This window comes from Priestia sp. VA7 (assembly GCF_055710015.1).
Genome location: NZ_JBVQPN010000003.1, coordinates 185,083 through 207,964, shown reverse-complemented (window position 1 = coordinate 207,964; position 22,882 = coordinate 185,083). Strand labels below are relative to the sequence as shown.

Genomic DNA, 22,882 nt, shown 5'->3' with positions numbered 1-22,882 from the left:
CATGTACATAGTGTATACGAATTTCAATGCAAGTTCATTATTATTTATGTGAATTTTCTGATATTATTTTGTGCGATTTGACTAATTTTTGACCTCAGCTCGCAACATACAGAAGTCGATGATAATAAAAAATCCAAGCGCTTATAATAAACGCTTGGATGAGTGATGAGCTAGTATTTATTTTTCACAGGCAATGTAGTCTTTATCTCGATCTAACTTTGTATTGGCATCATACAGTGATTTTGACACATACGGTTTGTACTTTGTTTTGCCGCCTTTATTTGTTACATTAGCCGCACGAGCTAAGCCGCCTTTGTAGTCTTTGTTTAACTCCGTGCAGTTTTTATAAGATTTAACTGCCGCATCTACGTTTGAAACTGTGCTAAAAGATACGCTCGTTAGTAAACCGAAAGATAGAACAATTGGAAAAATCTTTTTCATAAGAGATACTTCCTTCCTGTATTTTTTCTAATTAATAATAGAATGTTCTATCGATCTTTTAAATCTTTTTTTTACATTTAAACTACTATTATCCAATTTTATTTACGAGTAATTTTAAGAGTCTTCACCGCTTGTTTAGCCGCTTCTGCAATTAGTTTATCATTATACTCTGCATCTTTTTCCGTACGATTGGAGAGGATCGCAAAAACAATTGGATCTCCTTTGGGCGGCCAAAGGATAGCAATATCATTTCGCGTTGCGTATGAGCCTGCGCCTGTCTTATCGGCTACTTCCCAGCTTTTCGGTACGCCCGCTCTTATTAAAGCATCCCCTGTTGTGTTTCGCTTCATCAAATCTGTTAAAAGTGCACGTTTGTCTTCAGGAAGTGCCTGTCCAAGTACATATTTTTGAAGACTTGTAGCGAGCGCTCTCGGTGTACTTGTATCGTGGGTTTCTCCTGGATTCACTTCATTTAAATCCGGTTCAAAGCGCTCAGGCAGCGTCACATCGTCTCCTATGTTTTCTAAAGCTTCTTTAAATCCATCCGGTCCGCCCAGCTGCTGCAGAATTAAGTTCCCTGCCGTATTGTCGCTGTAGCGAAGCGATGCATCCGCGAGTTCTCGAAGAGTCATGCCTGTATCTACGTGTTTTTCTGTAATTGGATTGTAGTTTACAAGGTCATCGCGCGTATAAAAGATTCGTTCGTTGAGATCTTCAATTGACTTCTGCTGTAAAAGTGCACCGACAGCGAGAGCCTTATGAGTAGACGCATAAGCAAAACGCTCGTCCGGGTGATACGTTACCGTTTTATTGGTACCCGTATCTAATGCAAAAACGCCAAGATTCGCATCATATTTTTCTTCAAGCTTAGCAAACTCTCGATCACTCTTTGTTTCTTGTCTTTGACATTTTACCGTTTCAGCATGTACCTCGCTGCTTGAAAAGCCTACAACCGCCGCGCACGAAAGAGCGAATACAGGCAGCATTTTTTGGAGCTTTGAAGCGCGAAACATCTTTTTCCATGTCTTCATTACCCTTCAACACCTTTCAAAAAAAGTATTTAGTATGTATTCTCTTAGGTAGAGATTACCAACAATGCTATTTTATCAATTGTTTACTCTCACAAACATGATAGTTTTATCACATTTATATAATAAAAGTGTCTCACACTGAAGATGAGCAGTATAAAAACCGTAAGTACTTTAAAAAATAGGCGGCGTAACGGAAAATAAAATAACGGCTTTCTCTTCAAACGTATTCTCCCATTTATGATTCAGATGCGAAGGAATTTTGACACTATCTCCTTTTTCTAACACGTATACTTCCTCGTCCAAATACACTTTAATTTTCCCTTCTAAGACGTATGCCACTTCCTCTCCTTTATGTGCTAAAGGAGTTTCTGATGAAGCCATCATCGGCGGTACTTCCATAATGGCCGTAGCTAGATTCCCTGTGAAATCGGGCGATAGCAGCGAATACGTTAGCTCTTTTACCTTCATTGTTTTACGCTCATTCGACCTTACGACTAAATGAGATGTATTTATTTCTTCGAGCAAAAAGCTGAAGGTAGGCACATCGAGGCTTTTTGCTAAAAGTTTAAGCGTTGAAATGGACGGGTTAGCTAATCCCCGTTCAATTTGACTTAACATAGATGGCGTGATGTCCGCTAATTTTGCTAATTCTCGACTGCTTAGCCCCTTTTCTTTTCGAAATTTCTCTACTTTTTTTCCAATATCTATGTTTTCCATGATGATTCCTCCGTAAAAGATGTTTAATTACATTTAATTTTATTAAATTAAACTTAATAAACGACGTTACTTATGTTAAATTATATTTAATAAATAAATTATAATTTAATACTATCACAGTAAGGAGGAAGAAAAAAATGAATGACATCTTGACCTTTTTGGTTCTTACATTATTTGTGATTATGAATCCTGGTATTGATACTGCTCTTATTACCAAACGAACGATGGCAGACGGCCAAACGGGCGGCTATAAGATGGCGTTAGGATTAGCAAGCGGCTCTTTAGTACATACGCTTGCCGCTACGTTTGGCTTATCGGCTCTTCTTCTTCAGTCAGCTCTTGCATTTGAAATCGTAAAATACGCAGGAGCGGTCTATTTAATGTACTTAGGAATTTCTGCTTTCCTTTCTAAAAAAAGCGATACAGGTTCTTCTGCGAAAGAAGAAAAAACAAAAGAAACATCTGCTTTTCGTCAAGGTCTGGTCTCAAACGTCCTTAATCCAAAAGTGGCGGTATTTTTCTTAACTTTTTTACCTCAATTTGTTCAAAATGATCAAAACGTAACTCTTCAATTACTTCTTATGGGAATAACGTATACGATCCTCGCTATCACGTGGTTTTTCGTATTCGTCTTTTTTATTAACTATTTACGAAAATGGCTTACAACACCTAGCGTGCAGCGCTTTATGGACAAAGCAACGGGCGTGGTGTTAATTGGATTTGGATTAAAGCTCGCTTTTGAAAAACATAAATAACAAAAAAGCTATCTGTTTCAGATAGCTTTTTTGTTATTTATGTACGTCAGGTTCATAGAGATAGACTTTAAGGTCAAGCTTTCCATCCGAAGAAACGATTATTCCTTCCGCTTCGAGTGAATGTTTTTGAACAAGGTGCATTTCTTCGTCTTTAAATCCAATTTCTCCTTTGGAGTTGATAACTCGGTGCCAAGGGAGTTTATGTTTCTTACTCATCGAGTGCAATACTCGTACAACTTGCCTTGCACCTCGCGGACTACCAGCCAGGCGGGCGATTTGTCCGTATGTCATTACTTTCCCGGATGGTATCTGTTTAATAAGTGCTACTGCTCGTTCTGTAAAACTCAAGTCGCTCCTCCTTTCGTTTCTTCTTTAGTACAACATTACCATATTAAATAAACAGTGAAGGAATCACTCGATTTTTCTTCAGCAACATTATAAGATAATAATAAGAAGTACGCTCATCATTGTTTAACATACTCCAAACAAATGCTTACTGATTATTTCCTATTCTTCAACTAACAAATCTTTGTGCGAGTGGCAGCTTATACCTCATTTATGACACTGTGATTATAAAAACGTTACAGAAACCAACACAGCAAGGTACGTAGAAGCGTTACATGATAAGATAAACAGTAGATACTAATACAATTTCAAATTGATGCTGACGAATAAGTAATCATTTAAAAAGTGGTGAGAAAATGACAAAATGGCTTAGTGTAAAAGAATTATCTAAAGAAACAAGTATTCCTACTTCAACCATCAGAAGATATATAGATAAATTCCAATATTTCTTTATACAAAAAGAGGATCATCGGCCAAAACAATATGAAGCTTCGGCTGCGACCGTTTTACTGAAAATTAAGCAGCTTTATGATGAGGGTTATCAAGCAGAAGAAATTAATGAATCTCTGCAAAAAGAATTCTCTTTGACTACAAGCGAGGATCAAGCTGCCGTGTCTCTAGAAGAAGCCGAAGACAAAGAGGACATAGAGAACACAGCAGAAACCGCTGACCAGCCCGAGGCCGACGACCAGCAGCCGACAACTTCTGAACTTCCTGTACAGCCTTCACCCCAACAAGAGCCTGATACAAAACAAATTCTTCAGGAAAAAGACAAGCAGCTTATTCAATCTTTGCGTAAAAGCTTGCGTGAGCAGCAGGCCATTTCAGAATTAGTAGAAGCTTCAAAAGAAAGCAGCGTAGTAGGTAAAAAAAGATCGATTTTAAAACGATTATTCAAACGAAAAAAGGACTAAATTTGTAAACAAGCCTAGGCCATGAAACATCTTTATTTCTGGTCATTAAATTTATGTAAAACAAAGTTTCTAAACTGTTTAACAGCCGGTGATAGATATCTTCCTTCAATCCATGCTAGTCCAATTACTCGGTGACAGTTGGCTTTAGCTAATGGGATTTTCACTATTTTGCTTTGATCTATTCCGTGTAAATCTGGAAGGATAGAAATTCCTAAACCGGCTCCTACAAGTCCCGCTACGGTGTCAGCTTCCTCTCCTTCAAACATAATGTGAGGCTTTCCCCCTGTCTCTTCAAATAACTGCTCAAACGTAAGACGAAGAGAAAAGCCTTCTTTTAAGTGAATAAATGATTCCTCAGCAATTTCTTCTAGTGCAACACTTTCACGATCAGCATACCGGTGATTTTTCGGTACGATCACAAACAGCTCTTCACTCCAAAGATGATGCCACTTAATGAACGATTTTTCTTCCATAGGCGCAATCAAACAAAGATCCAGTTCACCGAGCTCCAGCTGCTCAAGAAGAACGTGAGAAGGACTTTGCCTCAGCAGAAAATTCACTTTAGGATATAAGCTGCGAAACGACGCAATTAAATCTGGAATTAAATCCGTGCTGAGCGTATGCAAAAATCCAAGTGACACCTGCCCTTTCTCAGGATCTAGCAGCGCTTGAATTTCCTCTTGTCCTTTATCAAATTCTTTCATCATCTTATCTACACGCTTCAAAAAGACTTTACCGTATTGATTCAATCGAATGGAACGTCCTTGCCGGTCAAATAGCGGCGCTCCTACTTCCTCTTCAAAACGAGCGATTGAACGACTGAGCGCAGGCTGCGTAATTAACAGCTTTTCTGCTGCGCGCGTCATATGCTGCGTACGTGCTAGCGTTTGAAAATATTTAAACTGCTGCCATTCCATTTTGTACCATCTCCTTATCAAGCGGCTCTATTCATTACATAGATGTATGAAAAATATGATTATAATGAATTATACATTATAAATAGAAGATGCTACTATAAAAAACGGAAACATACTTGAGGATGTTTTTAGTTCCTCTTGTCGATTGCTGTATACGGCACTTATTAAAATTTTATACTCATCATTTTCTAGCAGAAAGAAGAATTTGTCCTGAACCGTAAGGGAATTATTAAAAAGCTGACTAAGATATCATAGTAACTATACATCATAAAGACCTTTCTATCACCATAAAAGAAAGGTCTTTTTTGAGAATGTAAAACACATTTTTTCTTATATGTACCTCTTAAAGTAAACTTTTTAAAGTTTAACCCGTTCTACTAACTGCAGCAATTCATCATTAGGTCCGTGAAATAAAATCATACGACCGCCTTCAAGTGTTGGCTGAGGTTCCGGTGATAAAAATTCAATTCCTTTGCTCTTATAATGTTGAATTGCCTTATTTATATCTTCTACCGTAAAGGCAAGGTGGTTAACAATCCCGCTTTTGTTATACTCTCCAATCGGATCAATATCTCGAATGAGCTCAATTTCAATACCCGGCTGTTCTTCAAGATACAAAAAAGCCATCTCTCTCTTTTCGTTAGAGCCTTGAAGGCGAACTTTGAAGCCAAACATATCACAGTAGTAGTGAATCGTTTCATCCATATTTCCAACAATAATTGCTGTATGTTCCATTTTCTTAATCATCCATCTTCTCCCTTTCCTCATGTTTAGTAAGTACAAGTAAACTATACAACAATTTAGGCAATATGTATTTACATATGTAAAGAAATTCAAGCACTCTACCAATGAGTCAGCTACGAGTTGAAAAATAATAAACAAAAAAACAAACCCAATTGGTTTGTTTTGATTACATATTTATAGTCAGTCTCTGTTTCAACAACGTTCGATAAGCCATGTTTTGTACCTTTGTACTGCAAACGATTTTACTCTCGTACTCAGGCGGTAATCATCTATCTACGATTACACATGTAACCGTCCGTCTCTCCGTTGAATTCCTTAGAGACAGTTCCCCTACCATTGTTTGGGTTTCTCGCTCGTGGGGTTTACCGCGTTCCACCTTTGCTGTTTCCAGCAAAGCTTCGTCACTGTGGCACTTTCAGGGATACTCGACCATATCCGAGGACTTAGGTGGTTTTTCCCGCCGTCAGCTAAGCTATAAGCCAAGCTGCCCTAGCTTATTTTTTCACTAGGCACGAACACTACGGGCATCTCAGCACCGTGCGAGCATGGACTTTCCTCTACATCAAATGATGCAGCGATTACCTGAACGTTATTTCAGATCGTGTATGAGTAGTATATGCGTTTTAGCTTGCCGAATCAAATGTAACTTTTGGTATGGATTCCATTTCAATTTTTGCAGCAAATTAAATAAAATAACTTGTTTCTGTACAATCTTTTTAATAGATGAATCACCAGCAAGCCAAGAAATATTCTCTCCATCCATTTCTACGGGGGATACTTTGTTTCTTTGTAGAATATTTTATACATTACATGAAAAAGGTAACAGAGGTGATGAAAAATGAACGCTGATTTAAAATTTGATTTTCATACCCATCACGACCGATGCGGACATGCTCGCGGAACGATTCGAGATTATATAGAGGCATCTATTGATAAAGGCCTTGATATCATTGGGATTTCGGATCATTCTCCTTATTTCGCAAGCGAAGAAGACCAGCCGTATCCTCACATTGCGATGGGAAAAAGCGCATTCTCCGGATATGTAGCTGAGATTTTGAAACTAAAAGAAGAATATAAAGAAAAAATTGAAGTGCTGTTAGGCGTAGAGTCTGATTTCTTTCCCGATCATGCAAAAATATATCGTAGCTACTATGAAAAATATCCGTTTGACTACATAATCGGCTCTGTCCATCAAGTTGATGAAGTCAGCATCTTTCATAAAACGCGCTGGGAAGGCCTTTCTCAGCAAGAAAAGCAGCGCACGAAAGAAACGTATTATCAATTGATCGAAGAATCCGCCCGAAGCAGAATGTTTCAGATTCTTGGCCATATTGATGCCATGAAAGGATTCTATCCTTCTTTTTCTTCTATTCAGACAGCTGTTATTGATCAAACGCTAAAAGTGATTTCAGCACATGACATTGCCATAGAAGTGAATACATCAGGCAAAACCAAAGACTGCGGAGGCTGGTATCCTGCAGACGATATTTTGGAAAGAGCTCTGCACTACGGGGTACGCATGACATTTGGCTCCGATGCTCATGATCCGGAGCGCATTGGCGACGACTTTGAACTCGTAAAAAAGCGCCTTAAAGAAATCGGCTTTAAGGATTGGGTCTTTTTTAGACAGAAAAAAATGCAGGTGACACCTTTGTAAAACAGTAAACTTAAATACAAATATGCCTGAAGACACGCAGATGAAGGAACATCCCGTGTTTTCAGGCATGTGTTTTTCACCGAGAAACTTTGACTTTTGTAGCTGAAGATAAATCTTCTCCGTTCGTTTTAATTACTTGTTGTTTAGGCACCATTTTTTCATCGTCCAGACCTATCCTTATAGTCCCTCTACTATCTCCAACACTACTAATTTCCTACATAAAATATCCACATTTCATTTCAATTGTGCTACATTTAACTAAAAATGATTTCTTAATGAGGGACACGATTGTGAATTTAGATTTAACAGCTTATATAACGCTTATCTGTACGTCCGGTGTTCTTAATTTATACTTGTGCTTTTACGTGTTTATTAAACGTCACCACTACAGCAATATTGCGCATTTATTTATTCTTCATACAGGTTTCACCGCTATTTATTGTATGGGTGCGGCCTTTAGCTTACTATCTGTTAATCTTGAGGAAATGAAATTTTGGACCGTCGTTCAATATGTGGGCATGCCTTTTTCGCCTCCTGCAGGGCTGCTGTTTGTTATGCAGTATGTCGGCATAAAGGTAAGGAAAAAGCATATTCTTGCGCTTTTCATCATTCCTTTTATTAGTTTGATAATGGTCGCAACAAATGACTGGCATCACCTTCATTACCGCGTGTTTGAAATTGACCCAGTTTTAGGTGCTCCTTACATTCATCAAGAAATTGGACCATGGTATACGATTCACGGCATGTTCATCTTTTCGTCTATGTTCGTTGCTTTTTTGCTCGCCGTTTACCGCTGGAAAGAAACAGCCAAAGCTTACCGCCTGCAGTTAATTGCATTAATGGTCGGGCAATTAGTCCCTATCGTCACAGCTTTTGTCTATTTAATGGGCTTTACGCCGCAGGGAATTGATCCAGTTCCTATGGTTTTATGGGTTTCTTCTTTTTTATATTTATGGTCCATTAACTCATCCCGTATGTTTACAGTTATGCCCGTTGCGAAAGATGCGATATTCAACAGCATTAATGACGGTGTTATCGTGCTTGATGAAGCTTACAGATTAATTGAATTTAACTTAGCGTCGAAGAACATGTTTCCGCAGCTGAAAAAAGCGATGTTTGGAAAACGGTTTGCTGATATTTGGTTCACGCTATCGGGCAGTTCATTTCCTTTTACATTCGAAAATAAAAACAGCAGTCAAGAGCTGCAGCTTTTTTTCGCGGACCAATCTCAGTATACGTATCAAGTTCGCACCTCTCCTTTGCAGTATGCTAACAACAGTCACGGGTTGCTGCTTATTTTTACGGATATCACGGAGCTAAAAAGACTTCAGCTAAAGCTTGAAAATCAAGCTTATTACGATGAGCTGACGCAAATTTATAACCGCAGGGCATTTTTTCAGCACAGCAAGCAAGCGTTCGAAGAAGCAAAAAAGTCTGCATCTTCTTTTACGCTTCTTATACTTGATATTGATTATTTTAAAAAAGTGAACGATACGTATGGTCATTATACCGGCGATCAGGTGCTTTTACATGTCGTAAAAGCCTGCCAGTCCGTATTACCGCAAGGAGCGCTTTTTACTCGGTACGGCGGTGAAGAATTTGTACTCACGCTAAAGGGCTATACATCATCAGAAGCTGAGGTCCTTGCCAATCAGCTTCGCAGGCACGTTGAGACTCAGCCCTTACGTATCAATGAAGAAACCATTTCTGTTACGCTAAGCCTTGGAGTAGCCCAAGCAGCAAAACAAGAAAACGACACGTTGGATGACCTTTTAAATAAAGCAGATATTGCTCTGTACGCTGCCAAACAAAACGGACGCAACCAAGTACGTTTGTATGAAGAGAAAAAAGAAATGCTAAAAAGAACCTGAACATCATTGTTTCGGTTCTTTTTGCTTTTGACTAATATTCTTTCATTTATAAAGTAAAAGGGCTAAAAGACTTGATTTTGTTTATGTATTTGAAAACCGCTCATCTTATAAACTGTATGTAGATCAAAAAAAGGAGAGATAGAGATGAAGATTACACATATTCGAAATGCTACTTTACTTGTTGAATACGAGGGAAAAACGTTTTTAATTGATCCTATGTTAGCGGAAAAAGGAACTTACCCCCCTTTTTCAAATTCGATCAGACAAGATCAAAACAACCCTTTAGTGAACTTACCGATATCCGTTGAAGAAATTATTGCTGATGTAAATGCGGTTATTGTCACTCACCTCCATTTAGACCATTTTGACGATGCCGCTAAACATGCGTTACCAAACGATATCAAAATGTTCGTTCAAAATGAAGAAGATGCCGCAGTAGTAAAAGAAGCTGGTTTTAAAAATGTAGAAGTACTTACGCAAAACACGGTTTTTGAAGGCGTTGAATTAATCAAAACAAAAGGCGAGCATGGAAGAGGAGAAATTTTAAAGCGTACTGGTTTAGTGTGCGGCGTTGTTTTTAAACATAAGAGTGAAAAAACCCTCTATGTAGCTGGAGACACGGTATGGTATGCCGCTGTTGAAGAAGAAATCAACACCCATCAACCGGATGTCATTGTCGTAAATGGCGGTGATAATCAGTTTTTAGAAGGCGGTTCTCTTGTAATGGGGAAAGAAGATATTTACGAAGTATACAAAGCAGCTCCTAAGGCTACGATTATTTCTGTCCATATGGAAGCTGTAAACCACTGGACGCTATCAAGGGAAGAATTAAAAGGCTTTATCAAAGAAAAAGACATGACATCTCACGTCTTTGTTCCAGATGATGGCGAGGTTTATATTTTTAAGTAGAAGAGATTGAGACATAACAAAATCATTCCAATGTAAAGACGGACAAATGAGATCGCATGAATCGCTCGCTTATGACACCGCCGTTGATTTCCGTGCAAGACTACGCTTTCCGCGGGCGACCGATGAGCCTCCTCGTCGCTTGCGCTCCTGCGGGGTCTCATCTGTTCCACTTTTCCCGAGAAGTCTTCGCCTTGCCCTCCAATCTACGGCTAGAAGTAACTAAATTGAGTAAACCTACCTTCCCTCTGCCAATAAAAAATTCGACCGATTCATCGTTCAGGTCACCCTTCAACTAACATACTTTTGCCCCAGCCTCTTTTTATAGCCGTTTCATTTATCAAGTAGTAGTCGTAGTAGCAACCGCTGAAGTGCTCGCAATAACCGCTAGCATAGCCGCTTGCTGAGCTTGAATAATAGTTTCAATCGTTGTATAGATGCCCGTTTCGACCAGTCTAGAATCCTTCAGCTTTTCACTGATAACCAAATTAACCGCCAGCTTGTTCAATTTCTTTTTTTACTTCTAGCGCTTCATCTTCATTGCTGCGGTAGTTTACAACCACTTTTGACTGCTCTTGACCAAAACGAACGGCCATTGCGCGACCCAACCCTTTTGATCCACCTGTTACAACTACTACTTTATCTTTTAAATCTGTATACATCTTGAAGTCCTCCTAATTTTTCTGCCTGATATGTCTTGCTGTACTGTACTAATTATGAATACAGTTTAGGTTTTAAAAAGAGAATAAACATTTCTCTATCTCTTCTTTCTTAAACTGTCATTAATTTAAAAAGTAACAAATTCACTTTTGCCTCTTTTCGTTACTTATCGTAACTAAGAGAAATAAAGTAGTCAAACTTTTTGTTTTATCATTCTTATTATTTATTTTTATCACTTACTCTCTTCATCTCTATTCCCCGCAGGATATGGTTTCACACTTCCCATTAACCCCACTTCAAAAGTTTAAACTTTTTCCCTTGCAATTCTTAAATCAATGTATTATATTGTTGATGTATCAATTATTGATAGCTCAAACAATTGTCCACAATCAAAAATATAGGAATGACAATATATAAGTTTAACGCCTAAAAAGAAAGGAATAATGACTATGACTACAAAAGACTTTAACGAAATTGCTTTAAAACGCCGTTCAATTAAAAATTATGATCCTTCAGTAAAAATCAGCCGTGAGGAAATGGAAGAAATTCTTACAGAAGCTATGCGTGCTCCTTCTTCTGTTAATATGCAGCCGTGGCGCTTTGTTGTAATTGAAACGCCGGAAGGCAAAGAAAAATTAGCTAAACTTGCGAAATTTAACAGTGAACAAGTTCATACATCTTCAGCTGTTATTGCCGTGTTTGGTGACATGAACAACGTCGAATATGCAGACGAAATTTTCGGAAAAGCAGTAGAGCTTGGCTATATGCCTCAGGACATTAAAGAACAGCAGCTAAATTTCTTTAAGCCGATTTACGAAAACATGCCAAAAGCAGATATGAAAGACATCGTGCTAATTGATTCAGGTCTTGTATCTATGCAGCTTATGCTTGTTGCTCGCGCTCACGGATATGATACAAATCCAATCGGCGGATACGAAAAACACTTAATCGCAGAAGAATTCGGTTTAGATAAAGAACGTTATCTTCCAATTATGCTTATCTCAATCGGGAAAGCGGCAAGCGAAGGCCATGCTTCTTACCGTTTACCAGTCAATACGGTTACAACTTGGAAATAAGCAGTAGCTAGTTCTATTTAGTAAATAAAGGGCTAAAATTGTGAAGTAAAAGGAGATTTTCTGATGAATAACTATCAAGAACTTACAAAAAAACAGCTTTCATTCTTTAATAGCGGTAAAACAAAAGACGTTGCGTTCCGTATCGAAACGCTAAAGAAATTAAGAGAACTTGTTGTACGTCATGAAGACGACATTTTAAAAGCAGTAAAAGCTGACCTTAACAAACCAGAATTTGAAGCAAAACGTGCAGAAGTTGGTCTTGTGCTAAGCGAAATCGACTTTGCAGTTGAAAACCTTGCAGAATGGGCAGCGCCAAAAGAAGTAGAAACACCATCTACTCACGCAGGAGCAAAAAGCTACATTTATCAAGATCCATACGGTTTAGCTCTAGTGATTGCACCTTGGAACTATCCGTTCCAACTTGCTGTATCACCAGTAGTAGGCGCGATTGCTGCAGGTAACTGCGTGGTGTTAAAGCCTTCTGAATTAACACCTCATACGTCAAGCCTTCTTGCTAAGATGTTTAATGAAAACTTCCCTGAAGAATACTTGACGGTAGTCGAAGGTGAAGTGGAAACAAGCACGGCTTTACTAAAAGAAAACTTTGATTACATCTTCTTTACAGGAAGTACAATGGTCGGCAAAATTGTGGCAGAAGCTGCTGCTAAACATTTAACGCCTGTGACGCTTGAGCTAGGCGGAAAAAGTCCTACAATTGTACACGAAGATGCAAATATTGAAGAAGCAGCAAAACGCATTGCGCGCGGTAAATTTGCAAATGCTGGTCAAACTTGCGTAGCGCCAGACTACATTCTTGTTCAGCGAAATGTAAAAGACGAGCTCCTAGCTAACCTAAAACAAGTCGTAACAAACACGTACGGCGAAGATGTTTCACAAAATCTAGACTTCCCTCACGTAGTGAGCGAAAAGCATTTTGATCGTCTTAGCAGCTTCTTAACACACGGAGATATTGTTTTTGGAGGCAAAACGGATCGTTCTCGTCTGTTTATTGAACCAACTGTTCTTGACAACATCTCATGGGAAGACAATGTGATGCAAGATGAAATCTTTGGACCAATTCTTCCAGTCATCGTATACGATGAAATCTCAGAAGTAATCCAAGCAATCGTAAAACGTCCAAAACCATTAGCACTTTATCTTTTCTCTGAAGATAAAGCAGTCCAAGATCACATCTTAAACAGCGTGTCATTCGGCGGCGGCTCTATCAATGATACGATTAACCATATGACGTCTCACTACCTTCCATTTGGCGGCGTTGGTGACAGCGGAATGGGTGCGTATCACGGAAAAGCAAGCTTTGATACATTTTCACATGCTAAAAGCATCTTAAAACGTTCAAATAAATAAAAAGCCGAAGTCAGCGTCTGACTTCGATTTTTTTATTGCTTCATCTGTTTGGCGATTTGTTCATATTGCTCTTCTTTTTTTGTAGAAACCGCTAAATCACAAAGAATATGCAAAAAGTACTTTTTATCTTGAACAAATAAATACTCTTCTTCAAAGCCTTTAGAAATGTATACAGCAAACTCCCAAATATCGTCGTAATAAGCCGGTCCAATGGCCTCAGCGAGATTTCCAAGCGTTTTGAGCAGCTCCATCGTGATGATAATATTCCGTCTCGCATAGTGCCGGATATTAGCGAATCCATCATATAAAAAGTCCTCAAATTTTTTATCAGGAATCACCATTCGTATCACGCCGCTGTCATCCACTAAATAAGAAGAAAATTGACTAACTTCACAAATTTCCCGAAGAATATCGCTAATTTGATGAATGGAGTTAACCGCCGTTTTGAAATCATCATTCCCCAGTGATTTAACTGCCATCTCCACAAACTTCGTAATGATATACGTAGTATCTTGAATATCAGTCTGAGATTTCCCTACATGGATATATTGGTGAAAGACGGTACAATCCATTTCATCGTGCTCTGTCGAATCTCTATGCCAATAATAAAACAATACGGTTCCGCTGAGCACATAATCCCCTACTTCACGCTCCATTTTTATAACTAAATTATGCTCTTTGGCGCAGTGAATCAATCGGCTGTAGTTCAGCGTTTGAATATAGCCGGATGTTTGAATACATACCGGCTTTTTCTCTCCTTCTGGAAAAGAAAATTGTTCGCTATGACTAGACTTTGTTCGGTGAATCTCCAGTTCCTCTCGAATCGTTGTCTTAATCGCTTTTATGGACGCTGTTTTCATCGATTGAGTCATATGATTTACTTGCAGCCACCTAACAGAATGATTAATAAAGTAGACAAACGTGCCCGCACTAAAAACAGACAGGGCTGTCGTCACAAACGGAATCGCAAAATATCCGTTTACTTGAGAGCTGTTTAAAAATAAAAACACAAAAAGTGTATACAAAAAACTCCCTATGAAAATACCCAGAATTCGCTGAGTAGACTTAGAAGAAGCAAAGTTCTTTAACACGCGAGGAGAAAACTGAGCTGCAAATGATGTAAACACAACAAGCATTAAGTTGAAGGTAAACGTCGTAATCGATAGAATTCCCGGCATAATCGTACTTACTAACGTATTGGTTAAATCCATGTTGATTGAAAAAAATGAAGGAACCTTCTCTCCTACTTTGCAGTAATAGTCGAGAAACAGCGTCAGCGCAGCTAAAAGAACAGAAAAAAAAGCATAAATTAAGGGACTAAACCATATTTGACTAGTTAATTCATCTTTAAAAGCACGAGGAGAAAGCTGTTTCCTTGCCGCTATCCATCTAAATGTATTCATATAAAACCTTCCTTTTTATTTGTAAATCTCTAGCTTTTTTCTTAGTTCCCTTAATTTTTCTAATTATGCTTATATAATGGAAAAAATCTATTTTTTAAGGTATAACTGTACAAAGAAAAAAAAGAGGTTGAGACATACCTAATTAATTCGATTTAAATACGCACAAATAGGATACATGAGCTGGACCGCTTGTGACACCGCAGTTGATTTACGTCCAAGACTTCGTCTTGCCCTTCAATCAACTGCTAGAAGTAACTGAATGAATATATGAAAGCTATGTTCACCACGCAAATAAAAAATCCGAACGCGTCGGATTCTCAATCAAGAATCCATCTCGTTCGGATTTTCTTTCAAGTAACCTAATCTTATCTCAGCTTTTTTTTACTCTTATCTTTTTACCAGCCCCGGCTCGCTCCGCCGCCTCCAGAGCTGCCGCCTCCCCCTCCGCGAGGACCGCTGCCGTTGCCACCGCCTCTTCCTCCAAATATGACAAGGAAGTTTAGCAGAAATTGCGTGATCGCTCCTTTAAAAAAGACGAAGTCTAGAATAAGTAAGCCCACAATAACAGCTGCAATCAGCAGCGTTTGAAGAGTTGTTAAATGAACACCGCTATCAGAGGGCGGAGATGCTTTTGGCACTTTTTGTTCAAAATCTGTTCCTAAATCATACTCTTTCACCACTTGGTTATAAACAGCTTTGTATGTGCTTTCTAGCGCCGTATCGTATTTTCCATTTTTCAAGTTAGGAATAGCATAAGAATCTAAAATTTCTCCCGATTTGATATCGGTGATAGCTCCTTCTAACCCATATCCTACTTCGATTCGGATTTTTCGTTCTTTTTTAGCGAGCAAAATAAGAACGCCATTGTTCAGCTTTTTATCACCTAGTTTGTACTTTCGAAACGCTTCATTCGCGTACTCTTCTACATCCGCATCACCTAATGAATTCACGGTAAGAATCGCTACTTGAGCTTTCGTTTCATCATCCAATTTTCTGCCCATTTGGTTTATTTCAGCTTTTTCCTGATCGTTTAATAAATGAGCAAAATCTTGAACGTAAATATCGCCTACCGGATTTGGAATATCAGGTGCAGCAAAAGCAACGCTTACCATATTACATAAAAGAGACAATAATAAAGCAAACGAAGCAAGAAATTTCATCACTTATCGCTCCCAAAATCAACTTTCGGCGCTTCTTTTTCTTCATTTGTTACTTCAAAATACGGTTTTTTTTCAAAGCCGAACGTACCCGCTAACATGCTTTTAGGAAATCTCTTAACCGATTTATTGTATTTCGCAACTTCATCGTTATAGTCTTTACGTGCTACAGCGAGTCGATTTTCCGTTCCTTCTAAACTATCCATTAAGCTTCTGAAGTTTTCATTCGCTTTTAAATCCGGATATTTTTCAACCACTACGAGCAGGCGGCTTAATGCGCCGCTTAACTGTTGATTAGCATCAGCTTTCTCTCCAGGAGTTTTCGCTCCCGCTAGCTGCGCTCTTGCCTGAGTGACTGAATCAATTGCTTCCTGCTCATGCTTAGCATAGCCTTTGACCGTTTCCACTAAGTTCGGAATTAGATCAGCTCTTCTTTTTAATTGATTATCTATTTGGGAAAATTTATTATCTACATCTTCCTCTGCGCTAACAAGGCTATTGTAAGAGCTCACTCCGTAAATTACAACAAGCACTAACACAATGATCGTAGCGATCAAACCTTTGTTTTTCAATGTACTACCTCTTTTCTTCATCAAAATTATGTATCTACTTACTAGTACGAATCATACCCTAAAAAGATTCATTTTTTACCAATTTTATTTGTTTTGAACGCATACTGTAGATGAAGCATCTACTAACGATCAATCCCTTTATACTACTCTCATCGCAAACTCCTCATTTCTCAAACACGTTTCTCTATCTATTCTTTCTATAATCTAGTACATGTAATCCTTGTTCATTTTATCTTATTTCATACATATAAAAAAGAATGACTAAGAATCATTCCTTTTTCTGCATGTAATACTGCTATAGGTAATAAATTTGTTCAAAAGAACTCGCCAAGTAGTCAAATCCGCGAGGACGCAGTGTTTCAAACTGCTGATGAGTTTTTATTCTTTCTTCTGACCCAGGAGGAAGGTCATATCTCTGTTTTCCCCTATATACTATTCAAAAAGTGAAAAGATGCTTGTACATTATGTAAAAAGTTTTAGAAAAGGCCTATATAATAGATTTGCGAACTTTTATCAGGTCAATCTATCTTCATTGTCACTATCAAAACACTCTCTTATCATGAATAAGTACCTACTTATCAACATAAAAAAGCTGCTTACAACTTCATTTGTTATAAGCAGCACACCTTTATATCTGATTGCCATATGAGTTATCAACATTCGCCAATTCAGTTTGATCAAATACGTCCTGATCCAAATTCGTATTTTTCATTCGCGCACAAGCGGCTGAAATGTCTCCATATGTTGAGTTGATTCCAACAGATTTAACATCCGCTGTGTGTCCGTTGTGAAGAACTTCTCCAAAATTCATCGATCCGTTTCTTGCCATACCATTAATTCTCGTGTTACAGATGTTAATAACTCCTGCCATGACCATACCACCTTTTCTTAAAATGAATTCGTACATCGTATGCTTTGACAAGCCTATGTGTGAAAAGTTTTCAAGAAGTGAAAAGCAAGGTACAAATACTAGTGAAATTATTCATTTCACCCTGCTTCACCCAAAGTTTCCACATGTTTTTATGCTTTTTCTGTTACAATAAATGCATAAGTTATTTTTCATCCATATTGTTTGAAGGAGGATACGTAATATGGACGAACCAAAAGATATTCAACCTAAAGTAGAAAAAAGTTTCGAACTGATTGGCAAGAAGTGGACAGGATTAATCATTTATGTGCTTATGAGCGGTCCTAAACGCTTTAGTGAATTAAATGAAAGTATACCAGCCTTAAGCAGAAGGCTTTTGACAGAACGAATTAAAGAGCTTGAAGACCACGGAATTGTTGTCCGAAATGTCATTCCGGACCGCCCTATTCGTTCTGAATATTCGCTGACTCAAAAAGGAACGGAGTTAGGTAAAATATTAGGGCCGATTAGCCAGTGGGCAGAAAGCTGGGTGCAAGATTAATAAAACTACTCCATAGAAAGGATGAGCATCATGGCAAATGTTCTCTATATTACTGCACACCCTTTAGCTGAAGACGAATCACTTAGCATGGCTGTGGGGAAAGAATTTATCGACGTATATAAGCAAACGCATCCAGATGATGATGTGGTTCATTTAGATTTATATCAAGCAGATATTCCATACTTAGATGCAGACGTATTTAACGGCTGGAAAAAGCTTCGTTCTCACTCTTCCATCCAGGATTTATCAACGGATGAACGATTAAAAGTGGGACGATTAGCCGAACTAGGCGGACAGTTCGTACTCGCTGACAAATATATTTTTGTCACGCCAATGTGGAATTTCTCCGTTCCTGCGATTATGAAAACGTACATTGACGCGATTACCGTGTCAGGTAAAACCTTTACATATACAAAAGAAGGCGCTCAGGGATTGCTTAAAGGAAAAAAAGCGATTCACATTCAGTCCCGCGGAGACGTGTATTCCGAAGGCCCTGAAATGGCAAGAGAAATGGGCCACCGCTACTTAGAAATCATGATGGACTTCTTTGGAATCGAAGCGTTTGAAAGCATTATTATCGAAGGGCAAGTAAAATTCCCGGATCAAATTCCGCAAATTAAAGAAAAAGCACTCCAAAAAGCCCACTCAATGGCCAAAACGTTTTAAATTCAATAAAAATCAAAAAGACCTCGAAGCAGATCGAGGTCTTTTTCTTTTCTTTCCTCCCTTATATTTCCCTTGAAATAATCATCACCTTCCTGCTCGTTTTACGCTCAAAATAGGTTTAAAGGAAAGATGAAACGCTGTTATTTTTTGTTACTATTAATAACGAATAAAACAAAAATAGACGCTTTTTCTTTTTCGTTTTTTAATTATCTGCGTTCAAAAAAGATAGTTCCTCTAAATGAATAACGTTTAGAATGACGCTCTATGCTGAAATAAACCTTGTTTTCAAAGGGTTCAGCTGCAAAACCTAAAAGCGTAATACTCTTAAAAACGTTTGTGAATATGATAAAATCCAATAAAAAACCTTTGACTAAATTCGTTACGTAAGTTACTATTAATAACGTAGTAGATGTTTTCGAACACATTATCTTTAATTCATGAAACAACATTTATATATTGAAGACAGAAAGGTGAAAAGAATTATGGCAAAAGTATTATATATTACAGCAAACCCTAACGATGCTACGCAATCATTCAGTATGGCTGCGGGAGATGCATTCATTAACGAGTATAAAGAAGTAAACCCAACGGATGAGATTGTTCACGTTAATTTATATCAAGAACATATCCCTCACATCGACGGCGATGTATTCAGCGGATGGGGTAAACTTGGAAGCGGCGCAGAATTTGACGCGCTTACTCCTGAAGAACAGCGCAAAGTTGCTCGTTTAAACGAGTTAAGTGACCAATTTGCTCAAGCGGACAAATATGTATTTGTTACACCAATGTGGAACTTCTCATTCCCACCAGTGATGAAAGCATATTTAGATGCTGTAGCAGTAGCTGGAAAATCATTTAAATATACAGCAGAAGGTTCTGTAGGTCTATTAACAGATAAAAAAGCGTATCATATTCAAGCAAACGGCGGTATCTACTCTCGCGGCCCTGCTGGTGAATTAGAAATGGGTCACCGCTATATGCGCATTATGATGAACTTCTTCGGCGTTCCCTCTATCGGAAGCCTATTTGTAGAAGGACAGGCTGCAATGCCAGATAAAGCACAAGAAATTAAAGAAGACGGCATTGCTCGCGCTAAAGAAGCTGCACGTACATTCTAATAACAAATATAAGCATAAAAAAAGGAACATCTCCCCGTGTTCCTTTTTTTCATGCTTGCATTTATACCTTTGCTTCCCCGCGCAGCAGCGAATAAACATATGTATCAAACGGGATGCCGTTTTGGTACAGGTACTCTCTTAGCGTCCCTTCCTTTTTAAATCCTAATTTGCTCAACAAGGCGATAGATCCACTATTTTGCGTAAATACAATCGCTCCTATACGATTGTATTGAAGTTCGTTGAAGCCATAAGAAATCGCTTCATGAACGGCTTCTGTCGCGTATCCTTTGTTCCAATACTCCGGAAAAAGAGCATAGCTTACGTTCGCTTTCTTATGCTCAGAAGACCACTCTTGAAACCCTATTGTTCCAATCAGCTTTTCTTTTCCTTTTAGCTGAATCCCCCATTTAATCAATTGCTTTTCTTCGTAGCCTTTGGAAAAATTCTTAATGATCTCCTTCACTTGGTTGATCGATTCTAAAGGTTTTTGCCCGTAATAGCGCAGAACCTCTTCATCAGAAAAGCATTCTAAAATCTCACCGGCATCATCTTCTACAATTTTTCTTAACATCAGCCGTTTTGTCTCTAATTCCGGAAACATTTTCTTCCCTCTTTTCTGCGCAGCTTATCTATCTACGGTAAACCATACTATTCTCCTCTCAACTAGCAATATCCTGCTAAAATCCTACCCGGGAGGACTCATTTCCTATCCAAATAGTCGATTTACAGCGGAGATAGTGGTATTTTATATAGTGGGCATAAGTTCCTTTTTATCAACACAGAGGCGGTGAACGCAGAAATGAACCAAGATAAAGAATTGCTGTCCACGATACACGCTCTTCAAAAAGAGCTGCAGCAAGAAAAAGAAAACCGTGCGTATATGCAAAAAGATATGGACGAACTCAGAAGCGCTTTATTACAATCAGAACAAGTAAAACAAAACTTAATTGATCAGCTAGAAAAGAAAGTCGATTTGATTTTAACGTTGATTCAAAAAGGAGACGCATAAAGGAATGGATTTTTTTAAAAACAGCAAAATACTATACACTATTGTGGCACTTGTTATTGCCCTCATCGCTGTATTTACCAACAATTCGCCCATTTCCCTCATTCAGCAGCATGAAAATTCAAGCAGCACATCGAGTAGCACATCGGACACTACATCAAGCAACCAATGCTCTGCAGAGACTCAAAGCGACAGGTTATTTACCGGCAAAGAACTTGTCTTACAAGAAGGAAATGATAAATACGGATATTGCCACATTATCGCGCATATGCAAAAACCAGGCGTTGACAACTATCAAGGTAAAAGCCAATTCAGTAAGTATTTAAATGAAAAACAAGCGATGTCTGTTGCTGAAGAAGTCATCAACGAAGGCGAAGACGGCACCAACAATAAATCTGGCAACTACGTTAAAGAAAAGTATATTAGTTCTTTAAACCAAGAAGTTAGAGTTGTGTATACTGACTACAGAGGCAAAGACTACGACTACAGCGTAACGACCATGTATCCAATTGGTCATTAATAATAATGCAGTGAATAAAAGCAGGCGCATGCCTGTTTTTTTTATTTTACCTCTATTTATGATTTACACCTTTAAAAAAGTCTCTGTAAATTTACAGTAGCACTTTTACCTCTTGGACATATTCTAAATATAAAAAAGAAACAGCCCCTTGCTTCTTTTTTAGAAAGAGGTTAAAAAATGAGTAACAAGTACAGAGTTAGAAAAAACGTATTACATCTTACCGACACGGAAAAAAGAGATTTTGTTCGTACCGTGCTAATACTAAAGGAAAAAGGGATATATGACCGCTATATAGCCTGGCATGGTGCAGCAGGTAAATTTCATACTCCTCCGGGCAGCGATCGAAATGCAGCACATATGAGTTCTGCTTTTTTACCGTGGCATCGTGAATACCTTTTACGATTCGAACGTGACCTTCAGTCAATCAATCCAGAAGTAACCCTTCCTTATTGGGAATGGGAAACGGACGCACAGATGCAGGATCCCTCACAATCACAAATTTGGAGTGCAGATTTTATGGGAGGAAACGGAAATCCCATAAAAGATTTTATCGTCGATACCGGGCCATTTGCAGCTGGGCGCTGGACGACGATCGATGAACAAGGAAATCCTTCCGGAGGGCTAAAACGTAATTTTGGAGCAACGAAAGAGGCACCTACACTCCCTACTCGAGATGATGTCCTCAATGCTTTAAAAATAACTCAGTATGATACGCCGCCTTGGGATATGACCAGCCAAAACAGCTTTCGTAATCAGCTTGAAGGATTTATTAACGGGCCACAGCTTCACAATCGCGTACACCGTTGGGTTGGCGGACAGATGGGCGTTGTGCCTACTGCTCCGAATGATCCTGTCTTCTTTTTACACCACGCAAATGTGGATCGTATTTGGGCTGTATGGCAAATTATTCATCGTAATCAAAACTATCAGCCGATGAAAAACGGGCCATTTGGTCAAAACTTTAGAGATCCGATGTACCCTTGGAATACAACCCCTGAAGACGTTATGAACCATCGAAAGCTTGGGTACGTATACGATATAGAATTAAGAAAATCAAAACGTTCATCATAACCCGTTCTAGAAACAGCAGTATACAATCAAAAACAGGTAAACCCCTTCCCTTCTGACATAACTTATAAGGCCACAAGCATCGTAAAACTCACTGTTTCATTTCCATTCACCGTAAAATATAGTTAATCAACCATAATTGGGCTGTGAATAAGCTTCATATGAAGACCTTAGAACATATGAATAAGTTATCAAAGCTTTATAAAAGTTTTATAAATGAAGGGAAGATATCAAAATGCATAATAACGTAAACGCACCTTTTAGTTCTAATGAAAATATGCCATTCTCACCTGCTATGACTCACCACGGCCATACAGCTCCTGCTTATGAGCATATGATGCCACACTGCGGATATTCAATGCCTGACTATGGATATATGGTTCCTGAATGTGGGTACGGCGTTCCTCACCATGGATGTAATGGTTTCGCCATTATCATCGTACTGTTTATTTTACTCATTATTATTGGTGCATGTGGTTGCGGTTTCTGGCACGATGAGTGTTAACCTAAAAAACTCCAGTATAAATACTGGAGTTTTTTCATGTCTTAATAGGCGGCAGG

General features: G+C 38.5%; 26 protein-coding genes, 1 other RNA gene and 1 pseudogene. 14 read left to right on the top strand and 14 right to left on the bottom strand.

Annotated elements, in window-relative coordinates:
* Positions 1-177: 177 nt before the first annotated feature.
* The 3 genes from AC0C45_RS13555 to AC0C45_RS13545 form a co-directional block, all read right to left on the bottom strand.
* A complete protein-coding gene (locus AC0C45_RS13555; protein WP_472928199.1) occupies positions 178-441 on the bottom strand; it encodes an excalibur calcium-binding domain-containing protein in 264 nt (87 codons plus the stop codon).
* Between the two features lie 98 nt (positions 442-539).
* Positions 540-1,472 (bottom strand): class A beta-lactamase, encoded by a 933-nt coding sequence (bla, locus tag AC0C45_RS13550; protein ID WP_257061892.1) that lies wholly within the window; start codon positions 1,470-1,472, stop codon positions 540-542.
* Positions 1,473-1,643: 171 nt separating this feature from the next.
* Entirely contained in the window at positions 1,644-2,189 is a 546-nt protein-coding gene (locus AC0C45_RS13545; RefSeq protein WP_095379138.1) for a cupin domain-containing protein, read from the bottom strand.
* A 137-nt stretch (positions 2,190-2,326) separates the two neighbouring features.
* Between AC0C45_RS13545 and AC0C45_RS13540 the strand changes: the two genes are divergently transcribed.
* Positions 2,327-2,944, top strand: a complete 618-nt coding sequence (locus AC0C45_RS13540) for a LysE family translocator (protein WP_472928198.1) — start codon at positions 2,327-2,329, stop codon at positions 2,942-2,944.
* Positions 2,945-2,977: 33 nt separating this feature from the next.
* On the opposite strand, the gene AC0C45_RS13535 is transcribed toward AC0C45_RS13540, so the two are convergent.
* On the bottom strand, positions 2,978-3,292 hold the full coding sequence (locus tag AC0C45_RS13535) for an MGMT family protein (protein WP_016764970.1): 315 nt from the start codon (positions 3,290-3,292) through the stop codon (positions 2,978-2,980).
* A 353-nt stretch (positions 3,293-3,645) separates the two neighbouring features.
* Between AC0C45_RS13535 and AC0C45_RS13530 the strand changes: the two genes are divergently transcribed.
* A complete protein-coding gene (locus AC0C45_RS13530) occupies positions 3,646-4,203 on the top strand; it encodes a helix-turn-helix domain-containing protein (RefSeq protein WP_257061886.1) in 558 nt (185 codons plus the stop codon).
* 32 nt (positions 4,204-4,235) lie between these two features.
* Here the strand turns inward: AC0C45_RS13530 and AC0C45_RS13525 are convergent, their stop codons facing one another.
* The 3 genes from AC0C45_RS13525 to rnpB all read right to left on the bottom strand — a co-directional run bounded on the left by AC0C45_RS13525 (position 4,236) and on the right by rnpB (position 6,454).
* The gene (locus AC0C45_RS13525; RefSeq protein ID WP_233334980.1) at positions 4,236-5,120 is read right to left on the bottom strand and encodes a LysR family transcriptional regulator; all 885 of its coding nucleotides are present in this window, start codon (positions 5,118-5,120) and stop codon (positions 4,236-4,238) included.
* 357 nt (positions 5,121-5,477) lie between these two features.
* Positions 5,478-5,867: a VOC family protein gene (locus AC0C45_RS13520; protein ID WP_047932212.1), complete on the bottom strand. Its 390-nt coding sequence runs from the start codon at positions 5,865-5,867 to the stop codon at positions 5,478-5,480.
* A 198-nt stretch (positions 5,868-6,065) separates the two neighbouring features.
* Positions 6,066-6,454: RNase P RNA component class B (rnpB, locus tag AC0C45_RS13515), an RNA gene on the bottom strand.
* A gap of 248 nt (positions 6,455-6,702) precedes the next feature.
* Between rnpB and AC0C45_RS13510 the strand changes: the two genes are divergently transcribed.
* The 3 genes from AC0C45_RS13510 (at position 6,703) to AC0C45_RS13500 (ending at position 10,301) form a co-directional block, all read left to right on the top strand.
* The gene (locus tag AC0C45_RS13510; RefSeq protein ID WP_016764974.1) at positions 6,703-7,521 is read left to right on the top strand and encodes a histidinol-phosphatase; all 819 of its coding nucleotides are present in this window, start codon (positions 6,703-6,705) and stop codon (positions 7,519-7,521) included.
* Positions 7,522-7,811: 290 nt separating this feature from the next.
* Positions 7,812-9,392 carry a histidine kinase N-terminal 7TM domain-containing diguanylate cyclase gene (locus tag AC0C45_RS13505; RefSeq protein ID WP_280168597.1) on the top strand — a complete coding sequence of 527 codons (1,581 nt, stop codon included), beginning with the start codon at positions 7,812-7,814 and terminating at the stop codon, positions 9,390-9,392.
* A gap of 144 nt (positions 9,393-9,536) precedes the next feature.
* Positions 9,537-10,301: an MBL fold metallo-hydrolase gene (locus AC0C45_RS13500; RefSeq protein ID WP_472928197.1), complete on the top strand. Its 765-nt coding sequence runs from the start codon at positions 9,537-9,539 to the stop codon at positions 10,299-10,301.
* A gap of 337 nt (positions 10,302-10,638) precedes the next feature.
* Here the strand turns inward: AC0C45_RS13500 and AC0C45_RS13495 are convergent, their stop codons facing one another.
* A complete protein-coding gene (locus tag AC0C45_RS13495) occupies positions 10,639-10,785 on the bottom strand; it encodes a hypothetical protein (protein ID WP_201780334.1) in 147 nt (48 codons plus the stop codon).
* A gap of 4 nt (positions 10,786-10,789) precedes the next feature.
* Positions 10,790-10,960 (bottom strand): annotated as a pseudogene (locus AC0C45_RS13490) (SDR family NAD(P)-dependent oxidoreductase); the annotation flags it as partial.
* 447 nt (positions 10,961-11,407) lie between these two features.
* Between AC0C45_RS13490 and AC0C45_RS13485 the strand changes: the two are divergent.
* Together AC0C45_RS13485 and AC0C45_RS13480 are read left to right on the top strand one after the other, a co-directional pair.
* A complete protein-coding gene (locus AC0C45_RS13485; protein WP_034655063.1) occupies positions 11,408-12,034 on the top strand; it encodes a nitroreductase family protein in 627 nt (208 codons plus the stop codon).
* Between the two features lie 63 nt (positions 12,035-12,097).
* A complete protein-coding gene (locus tag AC0C45_RS13480; protein WP_472928196.1) occupies positions 12,098-13,402 on the top strand; it encodes an aldehyde dehydrogenase in 1,305 nt (434 codons plus the stop codon).
* Between the two features lie 32 nt (positions 13,403-13,434).
* Here the strand turns inward: AC0C45_RS13480 and AC0C45_RS13475 are convergent, their stop codons facing one another.
* From AC0C45_RS13475 to AC0C45_RS13460, 4 genes are all read right to left on the bottom strand, one after another.
* A complete protein-coding gene (locus tag AC0C45_RS13475; RefSeq protein ID WP_047932218.1) occupies positions 13,435-14,805 on the bottom strand; it encodes a DUF2254 domain-containing protein in 1,371 nt (456 codons plus the stop codon).
* 395 nt (positions 14,806-15,200) lie between these two features.
* A complete protein-coding gene (locus AC0C45_RS13470) occupies positions 15,201-15,965 on the bottom strand; it encodes a TPM domain-containing protein (protein WP_440399651.1) in 765 nt (254 codons plus the stop codon).
* Positions 15,965-16,534: a LemA family protein gene (locus AC0C45_RS13465; RefSeq protein ID WP_472928195.1), complete on the bottom strand. Its 570-nt coding sequence runs from the start codon at positions 16,532-16,534 to the stop codon at positions 15,965-15,967. The genes AC0C45_RS13470 and AC0C45_RS13465 overlap by 1 nt, the downstream gene beginning before the upstream one ends.
* Before the next feature lie 628 nt (positions 16,535-17,162).
* The gene (locus tag AC0C45_RS13460) at positions 17,163-17,405 is read right to left on the bottom strand and encodes a spore germination protein (protein ID WP_013058075.1); all 243 of its coding nucleotides are present in this window, start codon (positions 17,403-17,405) and stop codon (positions 17,163-17,165) included.
* Between the two features lie 220 nt (positions 17,406-17,625).
* Here AC0C45_RS13460 and AC0C45_RS13455 point away from each other — a divergent pair, with 220 nt between their 5' ends.
* From AC0C45_RS13455 to AC0C45_RS13445, 3 genes are all read left to right on the top strand, one after another.
* Complete coding sequence (locus AC0C45_RS13455; RefSeq protein ID WP_013058076.1) at positions 17,626-17,943, top strand: winged helix-turn-helix transcriptional regulator; 318 nt, start codon at positions 17,626-17,628, stop codon at positions 17,941-17,943.
* Between the two features lie 30 nt (positions 17,944-17,973).
* Positions 17,974-18,609 carry an FMN-dependent NADH-azoreductase gene (locus tag AC0C45_RS13450; protein ID WP_342828019.1) on the top strand — a complete coding sequence of 212 codons (636 nt, stop codon included), beginning with the start codon at positions 17,974-17,976 and terminating at the stop codon, positions 18,607-18,609.
* 482 nt (positions 18,610-19,091) lie between these two features.
* Complete coding sequence (locus tag AC0C45_RS13445; protein WP_013058078.1) at positions 19,092-19,727, top strand: FMN-dependent NADH-azoreductase; 636 nt, start codon at positions 19,092-19,094, stop codon at positions 19,725-19,727.
* A 61-nt stretch (positions 19,728-19,788) separates the two neighbouring features.
* Here the strand turns inward: AC0C45_RS13445 and AC0C45_RS13440 are convergent, their stop codons facing one another.
* Positions 19,789-20,328 carry a GNAT family N-acetyltransferase gene (locus tag AC0C45_RS13440; protein ID WP_095379111.1) on the bottom strand — a complete coding sequence of 180 codons (540 nt, stop codon included), beginning with the start codon at positions 20,326-20,328 and terminating at the stop codon, positions 19,789-19,791.
* A gap of 198 nt (positions 20,329-20,526) precedes the next feature.
* Between AC0C45_RS13440 and AC0C45_RS13435 the strand changes: the two genes are divergently transcribed.
* From AC0C45_RS13435 to AC0C45_RS13420, 4 genes are all read left to right on the top strand, one after another.
* Positions 20,527-20,736 carry a hypothetical protein gene (locus AC0C45_RS13435; RefSeq protein ID WP_014459119.1) on the top strand — a complete coding sequence of 70 codons (210 nt, stop codon included), beginning with the start codon at positions 20,527-20,529 and terminating at the stop codon, positions 20,734-20,736.
* Between the two features lie 4 nt (positions 20,737-20,740).
* Positions 20,741-21,253 (top strand): hypothetical protein, encoded by a 513-nt coding sequence (locus AC0C45_RS13430; protein WP_013084099.1) that lies wholly within the window; start codon positions 20,741-20,743, stop codon positions 21,251-21,253.
* A gap of 177 nt (positions 21,254-21,430) precedes the next feature.
* Positions 21,431-22,324 (top strand): tyrosinase family protein, encoded by an 894-nt coding sequence (locus tag AC0C45_RS13425; RefSeq protein WP_257061877.1) that lies wholly within the window; start codon positions 21,431-21,433, stop codon positions 22,322-22,324.
* Positions 22,325-22,556: 232 nt separating this feature from the next.
* Positions 22,557-22,826, top strand: coding sequence for a YjcZ family sporulation protein (locus AC0C45_RS13420; protein ID WP_472928194.1), 270 nt, complete (start codon positions 22,557-22,559; stop codon positions 22,824-22,826).
* Positions 22,827-22,882: the final 56 nt, after the last annotated feature.